At 66.6% G+C, this 15,376-nt stretch carries 12 protein-coding genes; 6 read left to right on the plus strand and 6 right to left on the minus strand.

Translation table 11 applies throughout. The features are described from left to right. Positions 1–95 precede the first annotated feature (95 nt). Positions 96–869 (plus strand): hypothetical protein, encoded by a 774-nt coding sequence (locus tag BRSPCE3_RS01500; protein WP_244063753.1) that lies wholly within the window; start codon positions 96–98, stop codon positions 867–869. A gap of 91 nt (positions 870–960) precedes the next feature. Here the strand turns inward: BRSPCE3_RS01500 and BRSPCE3_RS01505 are convergent, their stop codons facing one another. Both BRSPCE3_RS01505 and BRSPCE3_RS01510 read right to left on the minus strand, forming a co-directional pair. Beyond that, complete coding sequence (locus BRSPCE3_RS01505; protein ID WP_244063755.1) at positions 961–1,662, minus strand: RlmE family RNA methyltransferase; 702 nt, start codon at positions 1,660–1,662, stop codon at positions 961–963. Between the two features lie 220 nt (positions 1,663–1,882). Further along, entirely contained in the window at positions 1,883–2,926 is a 1,044-nt protein-coding gene (locus BRSPCE3_RS01510) for a Ppx/GppA phosphatase family protein (protein ID WP_244063757.1), read from the minus strand. 208 nt (positions 2,927–3,134) lie between these two features. Between BRSPCE3_RS01510 and BRSPCE3_RS01515 the strand changes: the two genes are divergently transcribed. Beyond that, entirely contained in the window at positions 3,135–5,507 is a 2,373-nt protein-coding gene (locus tag BRSPCE3_RS01515; protein ID WP_244063759.1) for a xanthine dehydrogenase family protein molybdopterin-binding subunit, read from the plus strand. 177 nt (positions 5,508–5,684) lie between these two features. Here the strand turns inward: BRSPCE3_RS01515 and BRSPCE3_RS01520 are convergent, their stop codons facing one another. Next, on the minus strand, positions 5,685–6,488 hold the full coding sequence (locus BRSPCE3_RS01520; protein ID WP_244063761.1) for a hypothetical protein: 804 nt from the start codon (positions 6,486–6,488) through the stop codon (positions 5,685–5,687). Positions 6,489–6,623: 135 nt separating this feature from the next. Between BRSPCE3_RS01520 and BRSPCE3_RS01525 the strand changes: the two genes are divergently transcribed. From BRSPCE3_RS01525 to BRSPCE3_RS01535, 3 genes are read left to right on the plus strand one after another with little or no spacing between them, the layout of a single operon-like run. Next, positions 6,624–7,121 carry a YaiI/YqxD family protein gene (locus BRSPCE3_RS01525; protein WP_244063763.1) on the plus strand — a complete coding sequence of 166 codons (498 nt, stop codon included), beginning with the start codon at positions 6,624–6,626 and terminating at the stop codon, positions 7,119–7,121. 4 nt (positions 7,122–7,125) lie between these two features. Further along, positions 7,126–8,943, plus strand: coding sequence for an ABC-F family ATP-binding cassette domain-containing protein (locus BRSPCE3_RS01530; RefSeq protein ID WP_244063765.1), 1,818 nt, complete (start codon positions 7,126–7,128; stop codon positions 8,941–8,943). Positions 8,944–8,966: 23 nt separating this feature from the next. Then, positions 8,967–10,046, plus strand: coding sequence for a D-TA family PLP-dependent enzyme (locus tag BRSPCE3_RS01535; RefSeq protein ID WP_244063768.1), 1,080 nt, complete (start codon positions 8,967–8,969; stop codon positions 10,044–10,046). A 190-nt stretch (positions 10,047–10,236) separates the two neighbouring features. Here BRSPCE3_RS01535 and BRSPCE3_RS01540 read toward each other — a convergent pair whose 3' ends face one another. Then, positions 10,237–11,139 (minus strand): LysR family transcriptional regulator, encoded by a 903-nt coding sequence (locus tag BRSPCE3_RS01540; protein WP_244063769.1) that lies wholly within the window; start codon positions 11,137–11,139, stop codon positions 10,237–10,239. A 93-nt stretch (positions 11,140–11,232) separates the two neighbouring features. On the opposite strand from BRSPCE3_RS01540, the gene BRSPCE3_RS01545 reads away from it, so the two are divergent. Next, complete coding sequence (locus tag BRSPCE3_RS01545; protein ID WP_244063771.1) at positions 11,233–12,450, plus strand: MFS transporter; 1,218 nt, start codon at positions 11,233–11,235, stop codon at positions 12,448–12,450. Between the two features lie 93 nt (positions 12,451–12,543). Here the strand turns inward: BRSPCE3_RS01545 and BRSPCE3_RS01550 are convergent, their stop codons facing one another. Both BRSPCE3_RS01550 and BRSPCE3_RS01555 read right to left on the minus strand, forming a co-directional pair. Next, on the minus strand, positions 12,544–13,776 hold the full coding sequence (locus BRSPCE3_RS01550; protein WP_283843085.1) for a TIGR03862 family flavoprotein: 1,233 nt from the start codon (positions 13,774–13,776) through the stop codon (positions 12,544–12,546). A gap of 185 nt (positions 13,777–13,961) precedes the next feature. After that, the gene (locus BRSPCE3_RS01555) at positions 13,962–14,879 is read right to left on the minus strand and encodes an SDR family NAD(P)-dependent oxidoreductase (protein WP_244063773.1); all 918 of its coding nucleotides are present in this window, start codon (positions 14,877–14,879) and stop codon (positions 13,962–13,964) included. Positions 14,880–15,376 lie beyond the last annotated feature (497 nt).

Raw genomic sequence — 15,376 nt, forward strand, 5'->3', positions numbered from 1 at the left:
TAGAGCCCGGCCCGCTCAAGCTTTGTTGAATGGGGCCGTCGAAACCATGTCGGCTTTGCCGGGTAAAGCCGCGTGATCCCGCAGGAGCGCGCCCGATGAACTCGATCGAATACACCAAGAGCAAGGTTCCCGAGGTCACGCTGGTGTTCTGGATCATCAAGATCGCCGCGACCACGCTCGGCGAGACCGGTGGCGACACCGTCACGATGACGCTGAACTGGGGCTACCTGGCCGGGACCATGTTGTTCCTGTTCGTGCTCGCGGCCCTGGTCGCGGCACAGATCGCCGCGAAGGCGTTTCAGCCGGTGCTGTACTGGGCCACGATCGTCGCCTCGACGACGTTCGGCACCACCATGGCCGATTTTGCCGATCGCTCGCTCGGCATCGGCTACACCGGCGGCTCGGCGCTGCTGCTCTGCCTGCTGCTGCTCACGCTCGGCCTCTGGTACTGGTCGCTCGGCTCGATCTCGGTCAACACTGTGAGCACGCCGCGGGTCGAGGCGCTGTACTGGACCGCGATCACGTTCTCGCAGACGCTCGGCACCGCGCTCGGCGACTGGATCGCCGATTCCACCGGGCTCGGCTACGAGGGCGGCGCGCTGGTGTTCGGCGCAGCACTGGCCGCGATTGCTGCAGCCTATTACTGGACCTCGATCTCGCGCGTGACGCTGTTCTGGCTGGCTTTCATCCTGTCGCGGCCGCTGGGCGCCACGGTCGGCGATTTCCTCGACAAGCCGGTCAGCGACGGCGGCCTGGCGCTGAGCCGCCCGATCGCGTCGGCGGTGCTCGCGATCTTCATCATCGCCTGCGTGCTGGTGCTGCCGCAGCGCGCGGGATCGCATCCGTCCGTTTCCCGAACGGCGGCATAGTGGGGTGCCCGCGAGACTCTCTCCCCGTCATTGCGAGCAAAGCGAAGCAATCCATGCCTCCGCGCATTCGGATGGATGGATTGCTTCGTCGCTACGCGCCTCGCGATGACGGCTGTGGTTGGCCTCTGAATCCCGTCGCGAGCACGTAGCGCTCCGATGAATCCTGCCGGCTGGCGGACGGCTTGACGTGCCGCACGCTGGCGAAATCGCGCTTCAGCTGCGCCACCAGCTCGGCATCGGCGCCGCTCTGGAACACTTTTGCCAGGAACGTTCCGCCGGGATTGAGCACCTCGCCGGCGAAATGCGCGGCGGTCTCGACCAGGCCGATGATGCGCAGCTGATCGGTCTTGCGATGGCCGGTGGTGTTGGCAGCCATGTCCGACATCACGAAATCGGCGCGGCCGCCCATCATTGCGATCAGCTTTTCCGGCGCGTCATGGTCGAGGAAGTCGAGTTGCGCAAAGGTGACGCCGGGGATCTCGCCCATCTCCAGGAGATCGATCGCGACCACCTTGCCCTTGCCGTCGGCAGCGCCGGTACGCTTGGCCGCGATCTGGCTCCAGCCGCCGGGCGCCGCGCCGAGGTCGACCACGGTCAGGCCCGGCTTGAGCAGGCGGTATTTGTCGTCGATCTCGAGCAGCTTGAACGCCGCGCGCGAGCGATATCCCATCGCCTTGGCCTTGGCGACGTAGGGATCGTTAAGCTGGCGCTCGAGCCAGAGTTTTGACGACAATTTGCGCTTGCCGCCGCTCTTGACCGTGACGTGCAGCCGCCCGGTGGTGTCTTTCGCCATACTGCTTCTCTACTCCCTCGCCCCGCTCTTGCGGGGGGAGGGTTGGGGTGAGGGGCTGTTTCCGCGATGAAGGTGAGAGATGCGCTCGTGGAGCGTCCCCCTCACCCGGATTGCATTGACATGCAACATAGCCGAAGCTCCGCTTCGGCGTCCGTCTTGAGAACGGCCGCCAAAGGCGGCCTATGCCTCTCCCCGCAAGCGGGGCGAGGCAAGAGAAGCTCTAGCACGCTCGCAGCGCGCCGTCCTCGCGCATCATCTCGACCAGCATGCCCTCGCGCAGGCCGCGATCGGCGACCCGAAGCCGCGGCATCGGGAAGGCGTTGCGGATCGCATCGAGGATCGCGCAGCCGGCGAGCACGAGGTCGGCCCGTTCGACGCTGATGCAATTGTTGTTGACGCGCGCCTCGTAGTTCATGCCGAGCAGCTTCTGGATCGTCGCTGACACGTCGCGGTCGTTCATCCAGATGCCGTCGATGCGGCGGCGATCGTAGCGCGACAGATTGAGGAACACGCCGGCGAGCGTTGTCACGGTGCCCGAAGTGCCGAGCATGTGCATGTCGCGCAGATCCGCGCCGTGCTCGGCCGCGAACGGCGCGACGTGGCGGGCGACCTCATCGATCATCTGCGCATACAAATCCCTGCTGACGTTCCTGCCGCCGAAATGTTCGGCCAGCGTCACGACGCCGAGCGGGATCGACATCCACGCCTTGATCCGCGGCGGCGCATCGGGCGCGTCGGGATCGCGCTCGATCCGCACCAGCTCGGTCGAGCCGCCGCCGATGTCGAACAGGATGGCGCCCCGCCCCTTCGGATCGAGCAGCGGCGAGCAGCCGATCACGGCCAGCGTCGCCTCGGTCTCGCGATCGATCACCTCGAGCTCGATGCCGGTCTCCGCCGCGACGCGCGCGCGAAAGCTCTCGGCGTTGCCGGCAGCGCGGCAGGCCTCGGTGGCGATCAGCCGCAGCCGGCGGGCCTTGCGATAGCGGATCTTGTCGCTGCAAATGGCAAGCGCGGCGATCGCGCGCTCGATCGCCGCCTCGCTGATCGAGCCGGTCGCGGCGATGCCTTCGCCGAGCCGGATGATCCGCGAGAACGAATCGACCACGCGGAACCCGTCGCCGGTGGGACAGGCGATCAACAGCCGGCAATTGTTGGTGCCAAGATCGAGTGCGGCGTAGACGCCAGTATCCGCGGCTGCCGCAACCAACCCTGACGGGGCTTCGCCGGCCGGAGGGCCGTCGCAAAGCCGCACATGGTCATTCATCAAAACTGTCTTTCCGCAGGGCCGAAGGGGAATCCAACGGCCCGCCGAATAATTGTCGTTCACGGAAACTTTAGCAGCGTCAAAGCCCTACGCAAACTCCGTTCACATTGGGTCCATGCCCAATCGGGCGTTGTCGTTAAGGGGGGTGTGCGTTATCTCCTCAGCACCCCCAAACTCCGCCAAATCCGGGCATTTCAGGTCATTTTCGATGCAAGATCATACGCAGCCCGCCTCCCTCGAGAACGCTATCGCACTGCAAAAATACGGTGTCGGACAGCCTGTTCGACGAAAGGAGGACGACACCCTGGTGCGCGGCAAGGGCAAATACACCGACGATTTCTCCCTGCCCGGCCAGGCCATTTGCTGGATGGTCCGCTCCTCCCATGCCCACGGACTCATCAAGGGGATCGATACGACGGCCGCCAAGGCGATGCCGGGCGTGCTCGGGGTCTGGACCGGCGCCGACCTCGCCGCCGCCGGCTACAACCCCTTCACCTGCGGCCTGCCGCTGAAGAACCGCGACGGCTCCCCGCTGAAGCAGACCAACCGGCCCGCGCTCGTCACCGACAAGGTGCGCTTCGTCGGCGATCCCGTGGCCTTCGTGGTGGCCGAGACCGCAGCGCAGGCGCGTGACGCGGCCGAGGCCGTCGAGGTCGACATCGAGCCGTTACCGGCCGTGACCGATGCGGCCGAGGCCGCCAAGCCGGGCGCGCCGCAGCTCTATGACGACATCCCCGACAATGTCGCGCTCGACTATCATTACGGCGACGCCGCCAAGATCGAGGCCGCGTTCGCCGCCGCCGCGCACGTCACCAAACTCGACATCGTCAACACCCGGGTCGCCGTGGTCTCGATGGAGCCGCGCGTTGCGCTCGCGCATTACGACAAGAAGACCGAACGCTTCACGCTGCAGGTGCCGACCCAGGGCGTCTCCGGCAACAAGGCGATCCTGGCGCGCCTGCTCAACGTGCCCGCCGACAAGGTCCGCATCCTCACCGGCAATGTCGGCGGCTCGTTCGGGATGAAGAACCTCAACTATCCCGAGTACACCTGCATCGCGCATGCGGCGCGCGAGCTCGGCCGTCCGGTGAAGTGGCTCGACGAGCGCTCGACCAGCTTCCTGTCCGACAGCCAGGGCCGCGCACAGCTCATCCATGCCGAGCTCGCACTCGATGCCGACGGCAAGTTCCTCGCGGTGCGGCTGTCAGGCTACGGCAATCTCGGCGCCTACATCACCGGCGTCGCGCCGGGCCCGCTTTCGCTCAACACCGGCAAGAACCTCGCCAGCGTCTATCGCACGCCCCTGCTCGGCGTCGACATCAAGACCGTCCTGACCAACACCACGCTGATGGGCGCCTATCGCGGTGCCGGCCGGCCCGAGGCGAATTACTACATGGAGCGGCTGATCGACGCCGCGGCCGACGAGATGGGCATCAACCGCTTCACCTTGCGCAAGCGCAACTTCATCAAGCCGTCGCAGCTGCCGTTCCCGGCCGCCTCCGGCGTGACCTATGACAGCGGCGATTTCGCCGGCGTGTTCCAGAAGGCGCTGGAGATCTCCGACTACGACAACTTCGCCAAGCGCAAGAAGGAGAGCAAAAAGAGCGGCAAGCTGCGTGGCATCGCCGTCGGCTCCTATCTCGAGGTCACCGCGCCGCCGTCCGGCGAGCTCGGCAAGATCACCTTCGAGCCCGACGGCTCGGTGAAGCTGACCACCGGCACGCTGGACTACGGCCAGGGCCACGCCACGCCGTTCGCCCAGGTGCTGTCCGACCAGCTCGGCGTTCCCTTCGAGAAGATCACGCTCGAACAGGGCGACAGCGATCTGGTGCGGTTCGGCAACGGCACCGGCGGCTCGCGCTCAATCACGGCGACCGGCCAGGCGATCGTCGAGGCCGCTGCGCTGGTCGTCGAGAAGGGCAAGAAGGCCGCCGCGCACATGCTGGAGGCTTCTGAAACCGACATCGAATTCGGCCAGGGCCGCTTCACCATCGCCGGCACCGACCGCTCGATCGGGATCATGGAGCTCGCCGAGCGGATGCGCGACAGCAAGATGCCCGAGGGCACGCCTGAGACGCTCGACGTCGATCACGCCACCAAGGAGACGGCGTCGACCTTCCCGAACGGCTGCCATGTCGCCGAGGTCGAGATCGATCCCGACACCGGCGTGACGCGGATCGTGCGCTACTCCGCGGTCAACGATTTCGGCACCGTGGTCAATCCGATGATCGTCGCCGGCCAATTGCATGGCGGCGTCGCGCAGGGCATCGGCCAGGCGCTGATGGAGGAAGTCAGCTACGACAGCTCGGGTCAGCCGATCACCGGCTCGTTCATGGACTACGCGCTGCCGCGCGCCGGCGACGTGCCGTCGATGCAGGTCGGCGATCATCCCTCGCCGGCGAAATCCAATCCGCTCGGCACCAAGGGCTGCGGCGAAGCCGGCTGCGCCGGCAGCCTGGTCTGCATCGTCAACGCCGTGGTGGACGCGCTGTCGGAATACGGCATCAAGCACATCAACATGCCGCTGACGCCCGAGCGCGTCTGGCGCGCAATCCAGGAGGCCAAGACGAACCCGGCGTAGGGGCGTATTGCCGTAATCACACAGGTGTCATCGCCCGCGAAAGCGGGCGATCCAGTATTCCAGAGACGTCAGCGATCAAACCGAGAAGCCGCGGCGTACTGGATCCCCCGCTTTCGCGGGGGATGACAGTTGCGCGCGTCGGTGGATTGCCCGGTTATTGCCGGCAGCGTCGTCGGGTTACGCCGCCGCCTGCTCGCGCGGCTGGGTGATCGCGATGTGCCAGCAATGCGCCAGCGGCACGCCGTTGCCGAGCACCAGCGCGTCGAGCTCGACGAATCGATGCCCCTTCTTGTCGTAATTGCCGGTCACCTTGGCGCGCGCGGTCAGCTCGTCGCCGATCTTGCCGGCCGACAGCAGCTGCATGCGGGTGCCGACATGGATCCAGGGCCCAAGGACCGCATTGTCGACCAGGACCTTGTTCATTACCCGCGGCAGCAGGCCGGGATGGCCGAGACCTTCGCGCAGATAGATCGGATCGGTCTCCCTGATGTCGGCGAGATAGTCCTTCGCGGCGTCGCCCGACCAGTCGCGTGGGATCACGCCGAGCCACTTGCCCTCTTCATAGGACGAGGCGCTCACCGGCTTGCGCTCGGCAACGGCAGCGACCTGCTTGTAGTCGTCGAGCACGAATGTCGGCGCTGACGCCGGCAGCGACGCGGTGCCGGTGGCGCAGAGCTCGCCGCGGCTGTGCAGCTCGATCGTCAGCCCATTGCCGGTCTCCCGGCCGGTCAATTCCGCGATCTCGCCGTCATAGACCGGCCTGACGAAGCGTGCCTCGATAAGACCGCGTTCCAGGAAAGCGCGCCCCCATTTCTCGACCGGCAGGTGCATCATGTAGGCCATCACATCGACGCCGGGCACGAGACCGCCGGAAAAGCCGAACTTCCGCGCCACCGTGTCGTCGTGGATCTTGTTCTCCGAGAGCTTTGAGGTGTTGTAGGCCGAGACGCGGTAGGTCAGCGAAGGCGCCTTCGAATCCATGGGGTTTCCCCTTATTTCGGTTGTTTTTCTCAGACAATCGTAGTCGAACCGAACGTCGTGGCAAGCCTCTCGTTTTGCTCGCAATTTTCCGCCCGATGGAGTACACGCAGGCCGCGCCTGCCAACCACCAGATCGATGACTGAAACCCCTGCTTCCACCCGCATCTATGTCGACGCCGACGCCTGCCCGGTGAAGGACGAAATCTATCGCGTCGCGATCCGGCTCGGCGTGCCCGTCAGCGTGGTCGCGGGCAGTTTCATCCGCGTGCCGCAGGATCCCTTGATCGAGCGCATCGCCGCAGGTTCCGGCATGGATGCGGCCGACGACTGGATCGCGGAGCGCGCGCATGCGGGCGACGTCGTGATCACCGCGGACATTCCGCTGGCGAGCCGCTGCGTCAAGGCCGGCGCCGAGGTGATCGCGCCGAACGGCAAGCCGTTCACGGAACAATCGATCGGCATGACACTGGCGGTGCGCAATCTGATGACCGATCTGCGCTCGTCCGGTGAGATCACCGGCGGGCCGAAATCCTATTCGCCGCGCGACCGCTCGAATTTCCTCTCGACGCTCGACCAGACCATCCGCCGCATCCAGCGCCGCCGCGCCGAGCAGGCGCCGGCCAACGGGAATTAGCGCGATGGCTCCGCCTCCTCTCATCCAGCTCAAGGACATCAGCCTCACGTTCGGCGGCACGCCGCTGCTGTCAGGCGTCGAACTGTCGGTCTCCGCGGGCGAACGCGTCTGCCTGATCGGCCGCAACGGCTCCGGCAAATCGACGCTGTTGCGGATCGCGGCTGGGCTGGTCGAGCCGGATGGAGGCAGCCGTTTCGTGCAGCCCGGCGCTACCATCCGCTATCTGCCGCAGGAGCCTGACTTCGGCGAGCACAAGACGACGCTGGCCTATGTCGAGGCGGGCCTTGGCCCCGGCGACGACCACTACCAGGCGCGCTATCTGCTCGAACAGCTCGGGCTCAGCGGCGAGGAAGATCCCGCGCATGTCTCCGGCGGCGAGGCGCGCCGCGCCGCGTTGGCGCGAGTGCTGGCGCCCTCGCCCGATATTTTGCTGCTGGACGAGCCGACCAACCATCTCGATCTGCCGACCATCGAATGGCTCGAGGGCGAGTTGGAAAGCCGGCGCTGCGCGCTGGTGCTGATCAGCCACGACCGCCGCTTCCTCACCAATCTGTCTCGCAGCACAGCCTGGCTCGACCGCGGCCAGATCCGGCAGATCGACCGCGGCTTCGGCGCGTTCGAGGAATGGCGCGACGAGGTGCTGGCGGAGGAAGAGCGCGAGCAGCACAAGCTCGACCGCAAGATCGTCAACGAGGAGCACTGGCTGCGCTACGGCGTCTCCGGCCGCCGCAAGCGCAACGTCAAGCGGCTCGGCAATCTCTTCGCGCTGCGCGACCAGCGCCGCGACTATCGCGGCGCCACCGGCAACGCCACGCTCGCCGCCGCCGAGGCCGAGAAATCCGGCCGCCTGGTGATCGAAGCCAAGACCATCGCCAAGGCTTTTGGCGAGCGAAAGATCGTCGACGGCTTCTCGACCCGGATCCAGCGCGGCGACCGCGTCGGCATCGTCGGCCCCAACGGCGCCGGCAAGACCACGCTGGTGCATCTGCTGATCGGCAACGATCCGCCCGACTCCGGCTCGGTGCGGCTCGGGGCCAATATCGAAATGGCAACCCTCGACCAGCATCGCGAGAGCCTCGATCCGAAGCTGACCTTGGCCGAGGCGCTCACCGGCGGTCGCGGCGATCACGTCATGGTCGGCGACAAGTCGAAGCACGTGATCGGCTATATGAAGGACTTCCTGTTCGCGCAGGAGCAGCGCGGCACGCCGCTGGAGGCGCTGTCCGGCGGCGAGCGCGGCCGCCTGATGCTGGCGCGCGCGCTGGCCAAGCCGTCGAACCTCCTGATCCTGGACGAGCCGACCAACGATCTCGATCTCGAAACCCTCGACGTGCTCGAGGACATGCTCGGCGATTACGAGGGCACCGTGATCCTGATCAGCCATGATCGCGACTTCCTCGATCGCGTGGTGACGTCGGTGGTGGTGCCCGAAGGCCAGGGCCGCTGGATCGAATATGCCGGCGGCTATTCCGACATGCTGGCGCAGCGCGGCGCCGACGTGAAGCGCGAGACCGTGAAGGCGGAAGCCCAGGTCGAGGAGAAAAAGGAAGCCAGGGCCACCGCACCCGAAGCCGCACCCAGGCGCCGGCTGAGCTTCAACGAGAAGCACGCGCTGGAGACGCTGCCGAAGACGATCGACAAACTGCACGCCGAGATCGCCAAGCAGCAGAAGCTGCTCGACGATCCCGACCTCTATGCGAAGGATCGCAAGAAGTTCGACGCCGCCTCGGCCGCGATCGCCAAGGCGCAGGACGAGCTCGCCGCCGCGGAAGACCGCTGGCTCGAACTAGAGGTGCTGCGCGAAGAGATTGAGCAGGCATAAGAGACTGAACTGGAGCCGCCCCGATGACCACGCCCCTCGCCGCCAAGATCGCCAAGGAATACGGCACGCCCTGCGCCGTGATCGACATGGACCGGGTCGAGCGCAACATCGCGCGCATCCAGAAGGCCTGCGACGAGGCCGGCGTCGCCAGCCGGCCGCACATCAAGACGCACAAGAATCCGATGCTGGCGCAGCTGCAAATCAAGGCCGGCGCCCGGGGCATCACCTGCCAGAAGCTCGGCGAGGCCGAGATCATGGCCGATAGCGGCATCGACGACATCCTGATCAGCTACAATCTGCTCGGCGACGAGAAGATGGCGCGGCTCGGCGCCCTGCAAGGCAAGGCCAATGTCACCGTCGCGGCCGACAATTCCGTCGTGGTCGGCGACCTGCCGAAGGCCGCGGCCGCCTCCGGCCGCCCGCTTTCGGTGGTGGTCGAATGCGATACGGGCCGCAAGCGCGCCGGCGTCGAGACCCCGGCCGAGGCGATCGCGCTGGCACGCGAGATCGCGGCCTCGAAGGGCCTGAGCTTCGCGGGCTTCATGCTGTACCCGACCGAGACCGGCTGGGCGGATGCGCAGAAATTCTACGACGAGGCCCTGGCCGGTGTGCGCGCCCACGGCCTCGATGCGGCCATCGTCTCGACCGGCGGCACGCCGAACCTGATCAATCTCGGCAAACTGAAGGGCGGCACCGAGCACCGCTTCGGCACCTACATCTACAACGATCGCATGCAGGTCGCCGCCGGCGTCGCGAGCTGGGACGATTGCGCGCTGCATATCTATTCCACCGTGGTCAGCCGCGCCGGCCCCGAACGCGGCATCCTCGATGCCGGCTCCAAGACGCTGACCTCGGACACCGGCGGCCTCGAAGGCCACGGCCTGATCCTCGAACATCCCGAGGCCAGGATCGCGCGCTTCGCCGAGGAGCACGGTTTCCTCGATCTCGCGCGCAGCAACACCCGGCCGAATGTCGGCGACGTCGTGCGGATCGTGCCCAATCACGTCTGCGTCGTCGTCAACATGATGGACGAGGTCGTGATGGTGCGCGGCGACGAGATCATCGGCGCGTTGCCGGTGACGGCGCGGGGCAAGCTGCGCTGATCTGAACGCCCGCGCATCCTTCGAGGCTCGCCCAGCGGCGCAATTGCGCCGCAAGGCTCGCACCTCGGGATGACGCTCTCTCGAAGCCGTCACACCCGCGCAACGGCGAAGCCGTTGTCGCTGGAGGTGCCGTAGCGCAGCGGAGGCCTCGAAATGCGACGGCGGGCCGCGCTCCGCTCACCCCACGAAGCTACCCCCGGATCAGCGCCTGCAGCTCCTGATCCAGCGCCGTGCGAAACACCTCGATCGGCCGCGCCAGACGACCGGCGGGCGGACGGTGCACGATCCAGGCGCGCACTGCGGGATTGAAATCCGCGATCTTCACCGTCTTGAGCCTATTGCGGATCGGGCTTCGCTTCAGCGCCACCGGCGTGACGAGGCCGATGCCGAGGCCGCGCGCCACCAGCGACAGCCGCAGCTCGCTGTCGAGCGCCTCGACCGCGATGTTGAACGGCAAATGCGCCGCATCGAAATGGCGCTTCAGCGTCTGGCGGAAGCCGCAGCCGTCCTGGTTGATCACCCATCCGGTCCGCGACAGCCATTCGAGGTCGACGAATTTCGGCGTCTTCATGTCGCGTGCGACGACGAACACCACCGGCTGCGCGCCGAGATCGTCGCCGGCGAGATCGTCCGGCGGCGCCGTGCCGTCGGGCAGGCAGATCGCCGCGGCGTCGAGCTCGTTGCGGCTGACCCGCTCCATGTGGTTCGGCGACCAACCCGACACGACGCGCACCGCGAGCGCGGGAAATTCGCCGCGCACGGCGTCGAGCGGACCGGTGAGCCCGGCCTCCGACAAAAACGGCGTCAGGCCAAGCCTGAACTCGCCGCGCACCACGCCGTCGCTGGCGACGCCTGACTTGAGGTCGTCGAGCATGCGCAGCAGGCGGCGGCCCTGCTCATAAGCCTCGATGCCCGCGGCGGTTGGTTTCAGCGGCTTCGAGAGCCGGTCGAGCAGCTGCGCGCCCAGCATCTCCTCGAGATTCTGGATCCGCCGCGTCACGCCGGGCTGGGTCAGGTTCAGCCGCACTGAGGCCGCGACGATCGATCCGGTGTCCACCACGGCGACGAACGCCACAAGGTCATGGGTATTCATAACAATCTCGCATATTCTTCATTATCTTATTTGAATTGTAGCATATTAGCCCGATCCCCTAAAGGGCGCCTCGCCACTCCCTCGCGAGGTCCCATGACGATTTCCGAAGCCACCAAGCTCTCCCCGGCACGCCCCGTCTCCGTCCGTCCCCTGATCTGGATCGGCGCCATCACCACCGGCACCGTCGTCACCAACCTGTTCGCACCGCAAATCCTGGTCGGCCTGATGGGCCGCTCGCTCGACATGACCGCGCTGCAGGCCGGGCTGATCTCGACGCTGACCCTGCTCGGCTACGCGCTCGGGCTGCTGTTGCTGGTGCCGCTGGTCGACCTCGTCGAGAACAAGCGGCTGATCCTGCGCACGCTGGCCTGCGCCATCGTCGCGGCGATCGGCACCGCGATGGCACCGACACCGCTGATGCTGCTGGCTGCCACCTTTATCCTCGGCGCCTCGTGCGCCGCGATCCAGATGGTGGTGCCGCTGGTGGCCTCCATGGTCCCGCCGGAACGCCGGGGACAAGCGATCGGCGACGTCATGAGCGGCCTGATGATTGGCATCCTGCTGTCGCGGCCGATGGCGAGCCTGATCGCCGACAGCTGGAACTGGCGCGGCTACTACCTCACCTCGGCCGTGCTGATGACGGTGCTCGCCGCCGCGCTGGCACGCACTCTGCCGACGCTGCAGCCGACGGCGAAGGTCAGCTACGGCGCCCTGCTGCGCTCATTCCCAAAGCTGCTGCGCGAGGAGCCGGTGCTGCGCGTCCGCGCCTGGACCGCGGCGCTGGTGATGGCATCGTTCACCGCGTTCTGGGCCGCCATCGCGCTGCGGCTGCCGGATGCGCCGTTCAAGCTCGATGCCAAGGGGATCGCGCTGTTCGCGCTGATCGGTGTCGCCGGCGCGGCGGCGACGCCGATCGCAGGGCGCTGGGGCGACAGGGGTTTTGCGCGGCCGTTGCTGATCATCTCGCACCTTCTCATTGCCGGCGCGCTCGCGCTGTGCGCCTGGGCCGGCGCGATCGAATCGCGGGTCGCGGCCCTGTCGATGCTTGGCGTCGGCGCCGTGTTGCTCGATTTCGGCATCACCACCGACCAGACGCTCGGCCGCCGCGCCGTCAATCTGTTGCAGCCGGAGGCACGCGGCCGGATCAACGGCCTGTTCGTCGCGCTGTTCTTCATCGGCGGCGCGGTCGGTGCGGCGGCGGCGTCCGCAGCATGGAGTTATGGTGGTTGGCCCGCCGTCTGTGCGGTGGCCGCCACGTTCGGTGTGCTCGGATTCATTACCGACATCGCGACGAAAACCGGATCGGAGTGAGGCACCGCGAATTGGTAGGATGGGTGGAGCGCAGCGATACCCATCCTCTCGCGGCGGCGACAAGAAAATTGATGGGTATCGCTGCGCTCCACCCTACGAATTAAGCCAGTTCAACGCCCCCTTGCCAGCGGCGACGCCCGTCGCAAACGAGGCCTGCAACAGATAGCCGCCGGTGGGGGATTCCCAGTCCAGCATCTCGCCGGCGGCGAAGACACCGGGCAATTTGCGCAGCATGTAATGCGCATCGAGTTCGCTGAACGCAATCCCGCCGGCGCTTGAGATCGCGCGATCGATCGGCGCGACGCCCGTGAGTTGCACCGGAATCGCATTGATCAGCTGTGCGAGCTCTGCCGACGAGAGCGATGCCAGCGGCCGTCCGGACGCAATCGCTGTCTCCTGCATCAGGCCGATCCCGACGGGAGAGAGTTGCGCCGCCTTGCGCAGGAAGTTCGCGAAGGACTGCTTGCCACGCGTCCCGGACAAGCGGGTGGTCAGCGCGGCGGCGGCGAGGTCCGGACGCAGCGCGATCGTCAGCGTCGCCTGCCCGATACCCAGCACCGCCTCGCGCAATTCCGCCGACAGCGCATAGATCGCGCCGCCTTCGATGCCGGTCCGGGTGACGACCGCCTCGCCGCGCACCGTATGCCGGCCCATCGTGAGCGCGACGCCCTTGAGCGGCTGGCCCTCGAAGCGATCGCGAAAGATATTCGACCAGGCGACCGTAAAGCCGGAATTGGCCGGCCGTATCGGTGCGATGGCGATGCCCTTCGCCGCGACGGTCACTGTCCACGCCCCGTCGGAGCCGAGCCGCGGCCAGCTTGCGCCGCCAAGTGCAAGCACCGACGCGTCGGCATTGACCACGCGCGGACCATCCGGTGTCGCAAACAACAGCCCGCCGCTGCCGTCCCACCCAATCCAGCGATGCCGGAATGCAAACCGTACGCCCGCGGCATCGAGCCGCCGCAGCCAGGCGCGCAGCAGTGGCGATGCCTTGAATGTCTTGGGAAACACGCGGCCGCTGGTGCCGATGAAGGTCGGCTGCCCCAGCGCCGCGCTCCAGGCGCGCAGGGCGTCGGGCGGAAACGACCCGACTGCGGCCTCCAGATGCGGCATCGCCTCGCGATAGCGCCCGAGGAAATCCGGCAGCGGTTCGGAGTGGGTCAGATTGAGCCCGCCACGGCCCGCCATCAGGAACTTGCGGCCGGCCGACGGCATCGCGTCGTAGACGGTGACGGCAGCGCCACCCTGCGCGAGCACTTCGGCCGCCATCAGGCCGGCAGGTCCGGCTCCGATGACGGCGACGTGGCTGGCGGAGGGTGATGACATGGCGTGAGTGTAGGCCCAGCTCGGCGCCACAACAAAAGGTGTCATTCCGGGATGCGCCGTAAGGCGCAGACCACAGATGCGCGATTGCGCATCGGGGAATCCATGCTCACGATGGTGGTTATGGATTCTCTGGCGTGCAATTGCACGCCAAAGCTCGTCGCTACGCGCCGCCCCGGAATGACGGCTTAAAGCTTGATCCCCGCCCGCGCGGCGGCCTGGGCGACGTACTTCTGCGTCTGCTCGAACGCGCCCTGCAACGCCTTCGCGGTCGACATGTCGCTGATCGCATTGAAATGCGCGGCAACGCCATCCGGGGTCCATTCCGACTGCGGCAGGTTGACGCCTTCGGTCTCCAGCACGCGGATCACCGCGAACGAGCCGGCGCCGGCACCCATGATGGTGCGGGTCGGCGCATCCTCCGAGAGCAGGAATTCGACCGCCGGCGTGATCGCCTCCGGCTTCATCAGGGCCAGCGCCTGCGGCGGCAACAGCTCCTCGGTCATGCGGGTCGCAGCCGTCGGCGAGATGGTGTTGACCTTGATGTTGTTCTTGCGGCCCTCCTCGGCGAGCACGTTCATCAGGCCGACCATGCCGGCTTTCGCCGCACCGTAATTGCCCTGGCCGAAATTGCCGAACAGGCCGGACGACGAAGTGGTCAGCACAATGCGGCCGTAATTGCGCTCGCGCATGCCGGCCCACACCGCCTTGCAGCAGTAGAAGGTGCCGGTGAGATGCACGTCGAGCACCTTGGCCCAGTCGGCGACTTCCATCTTGGCAAACGACTTGTCGCGCAGGATGCCGGCATTGGCGCAGAGCAGATCGACGCTGCCCCATTCCTTGGTGGCGCGCTCGACCATCGCGGTGACCTGCTCGAAATTCGAGACGTCAGCGCCGTCGGCCATCGCGGTGCCGCCGGCCTTGCGGATCTCCTCGACCACGGTCTCGGCCGGCGACAGCGAACCGCCGGTGCCGTCGCGCGCGCCGCCGAAATCGTTGACCACGACCTTGGCGCCACGGCTGGCCAGCCCCAGCGCATGCGCCCGCCCAAGACCGTTGCCCGCGCCGGTGACGATTGCGACGCGTCCGTCAAACCTGATTGCCATGTCGTAAATTCCTGTTCTTCCCTTCCCCCTTGTGGAAGAAGGTGGCGCGCAAGCGCGCCGGATGAGGGGTTCTCTCCACAGATGAGCGCGTGGAGAGATACCCTCACCCGGCTTCATCTCGCTCCGCTCGATTTCGCCGCCCTCTCCCACAAGGGGAGAGGGTGCACGCCCGAGCGGCATGAAAAGGTTGGGGACTTTTGAGCAGCGATGGGTGGCCGGGTCAAGTCCGGCTACAAGCGGTCATGACGGCCGCCGGGCGCTAGACGTCAGGGGTCATCGACCCACATGGCTTCAGGCTCTTGATCAGATGCCCGTTCCAGCACTCGTGATGTTCCTGGGCGTGGCTAATCAAGCCAATCACGAGCAAAGCGACTACGACAAGTCCGGCGACGAAGTTCTGCACCATGGCTGCCACTCCCGGGACCGCACCGCCTAAGGCCAGCATGATGGACACCGGGGATCAGAGCCGTCAATGGACTACTTGGATTAGCCGGGCT

Origin of the sequence: Bradyrhizobium sp. Ce-3, from assembly GCF_022835695.1 — a bacterium.
GTDB lineage: Bacteria > Pseudomonadota > Alphaproteobacteria > Rhizobiales > Xanthobacteraceae > Bradyrhizobium.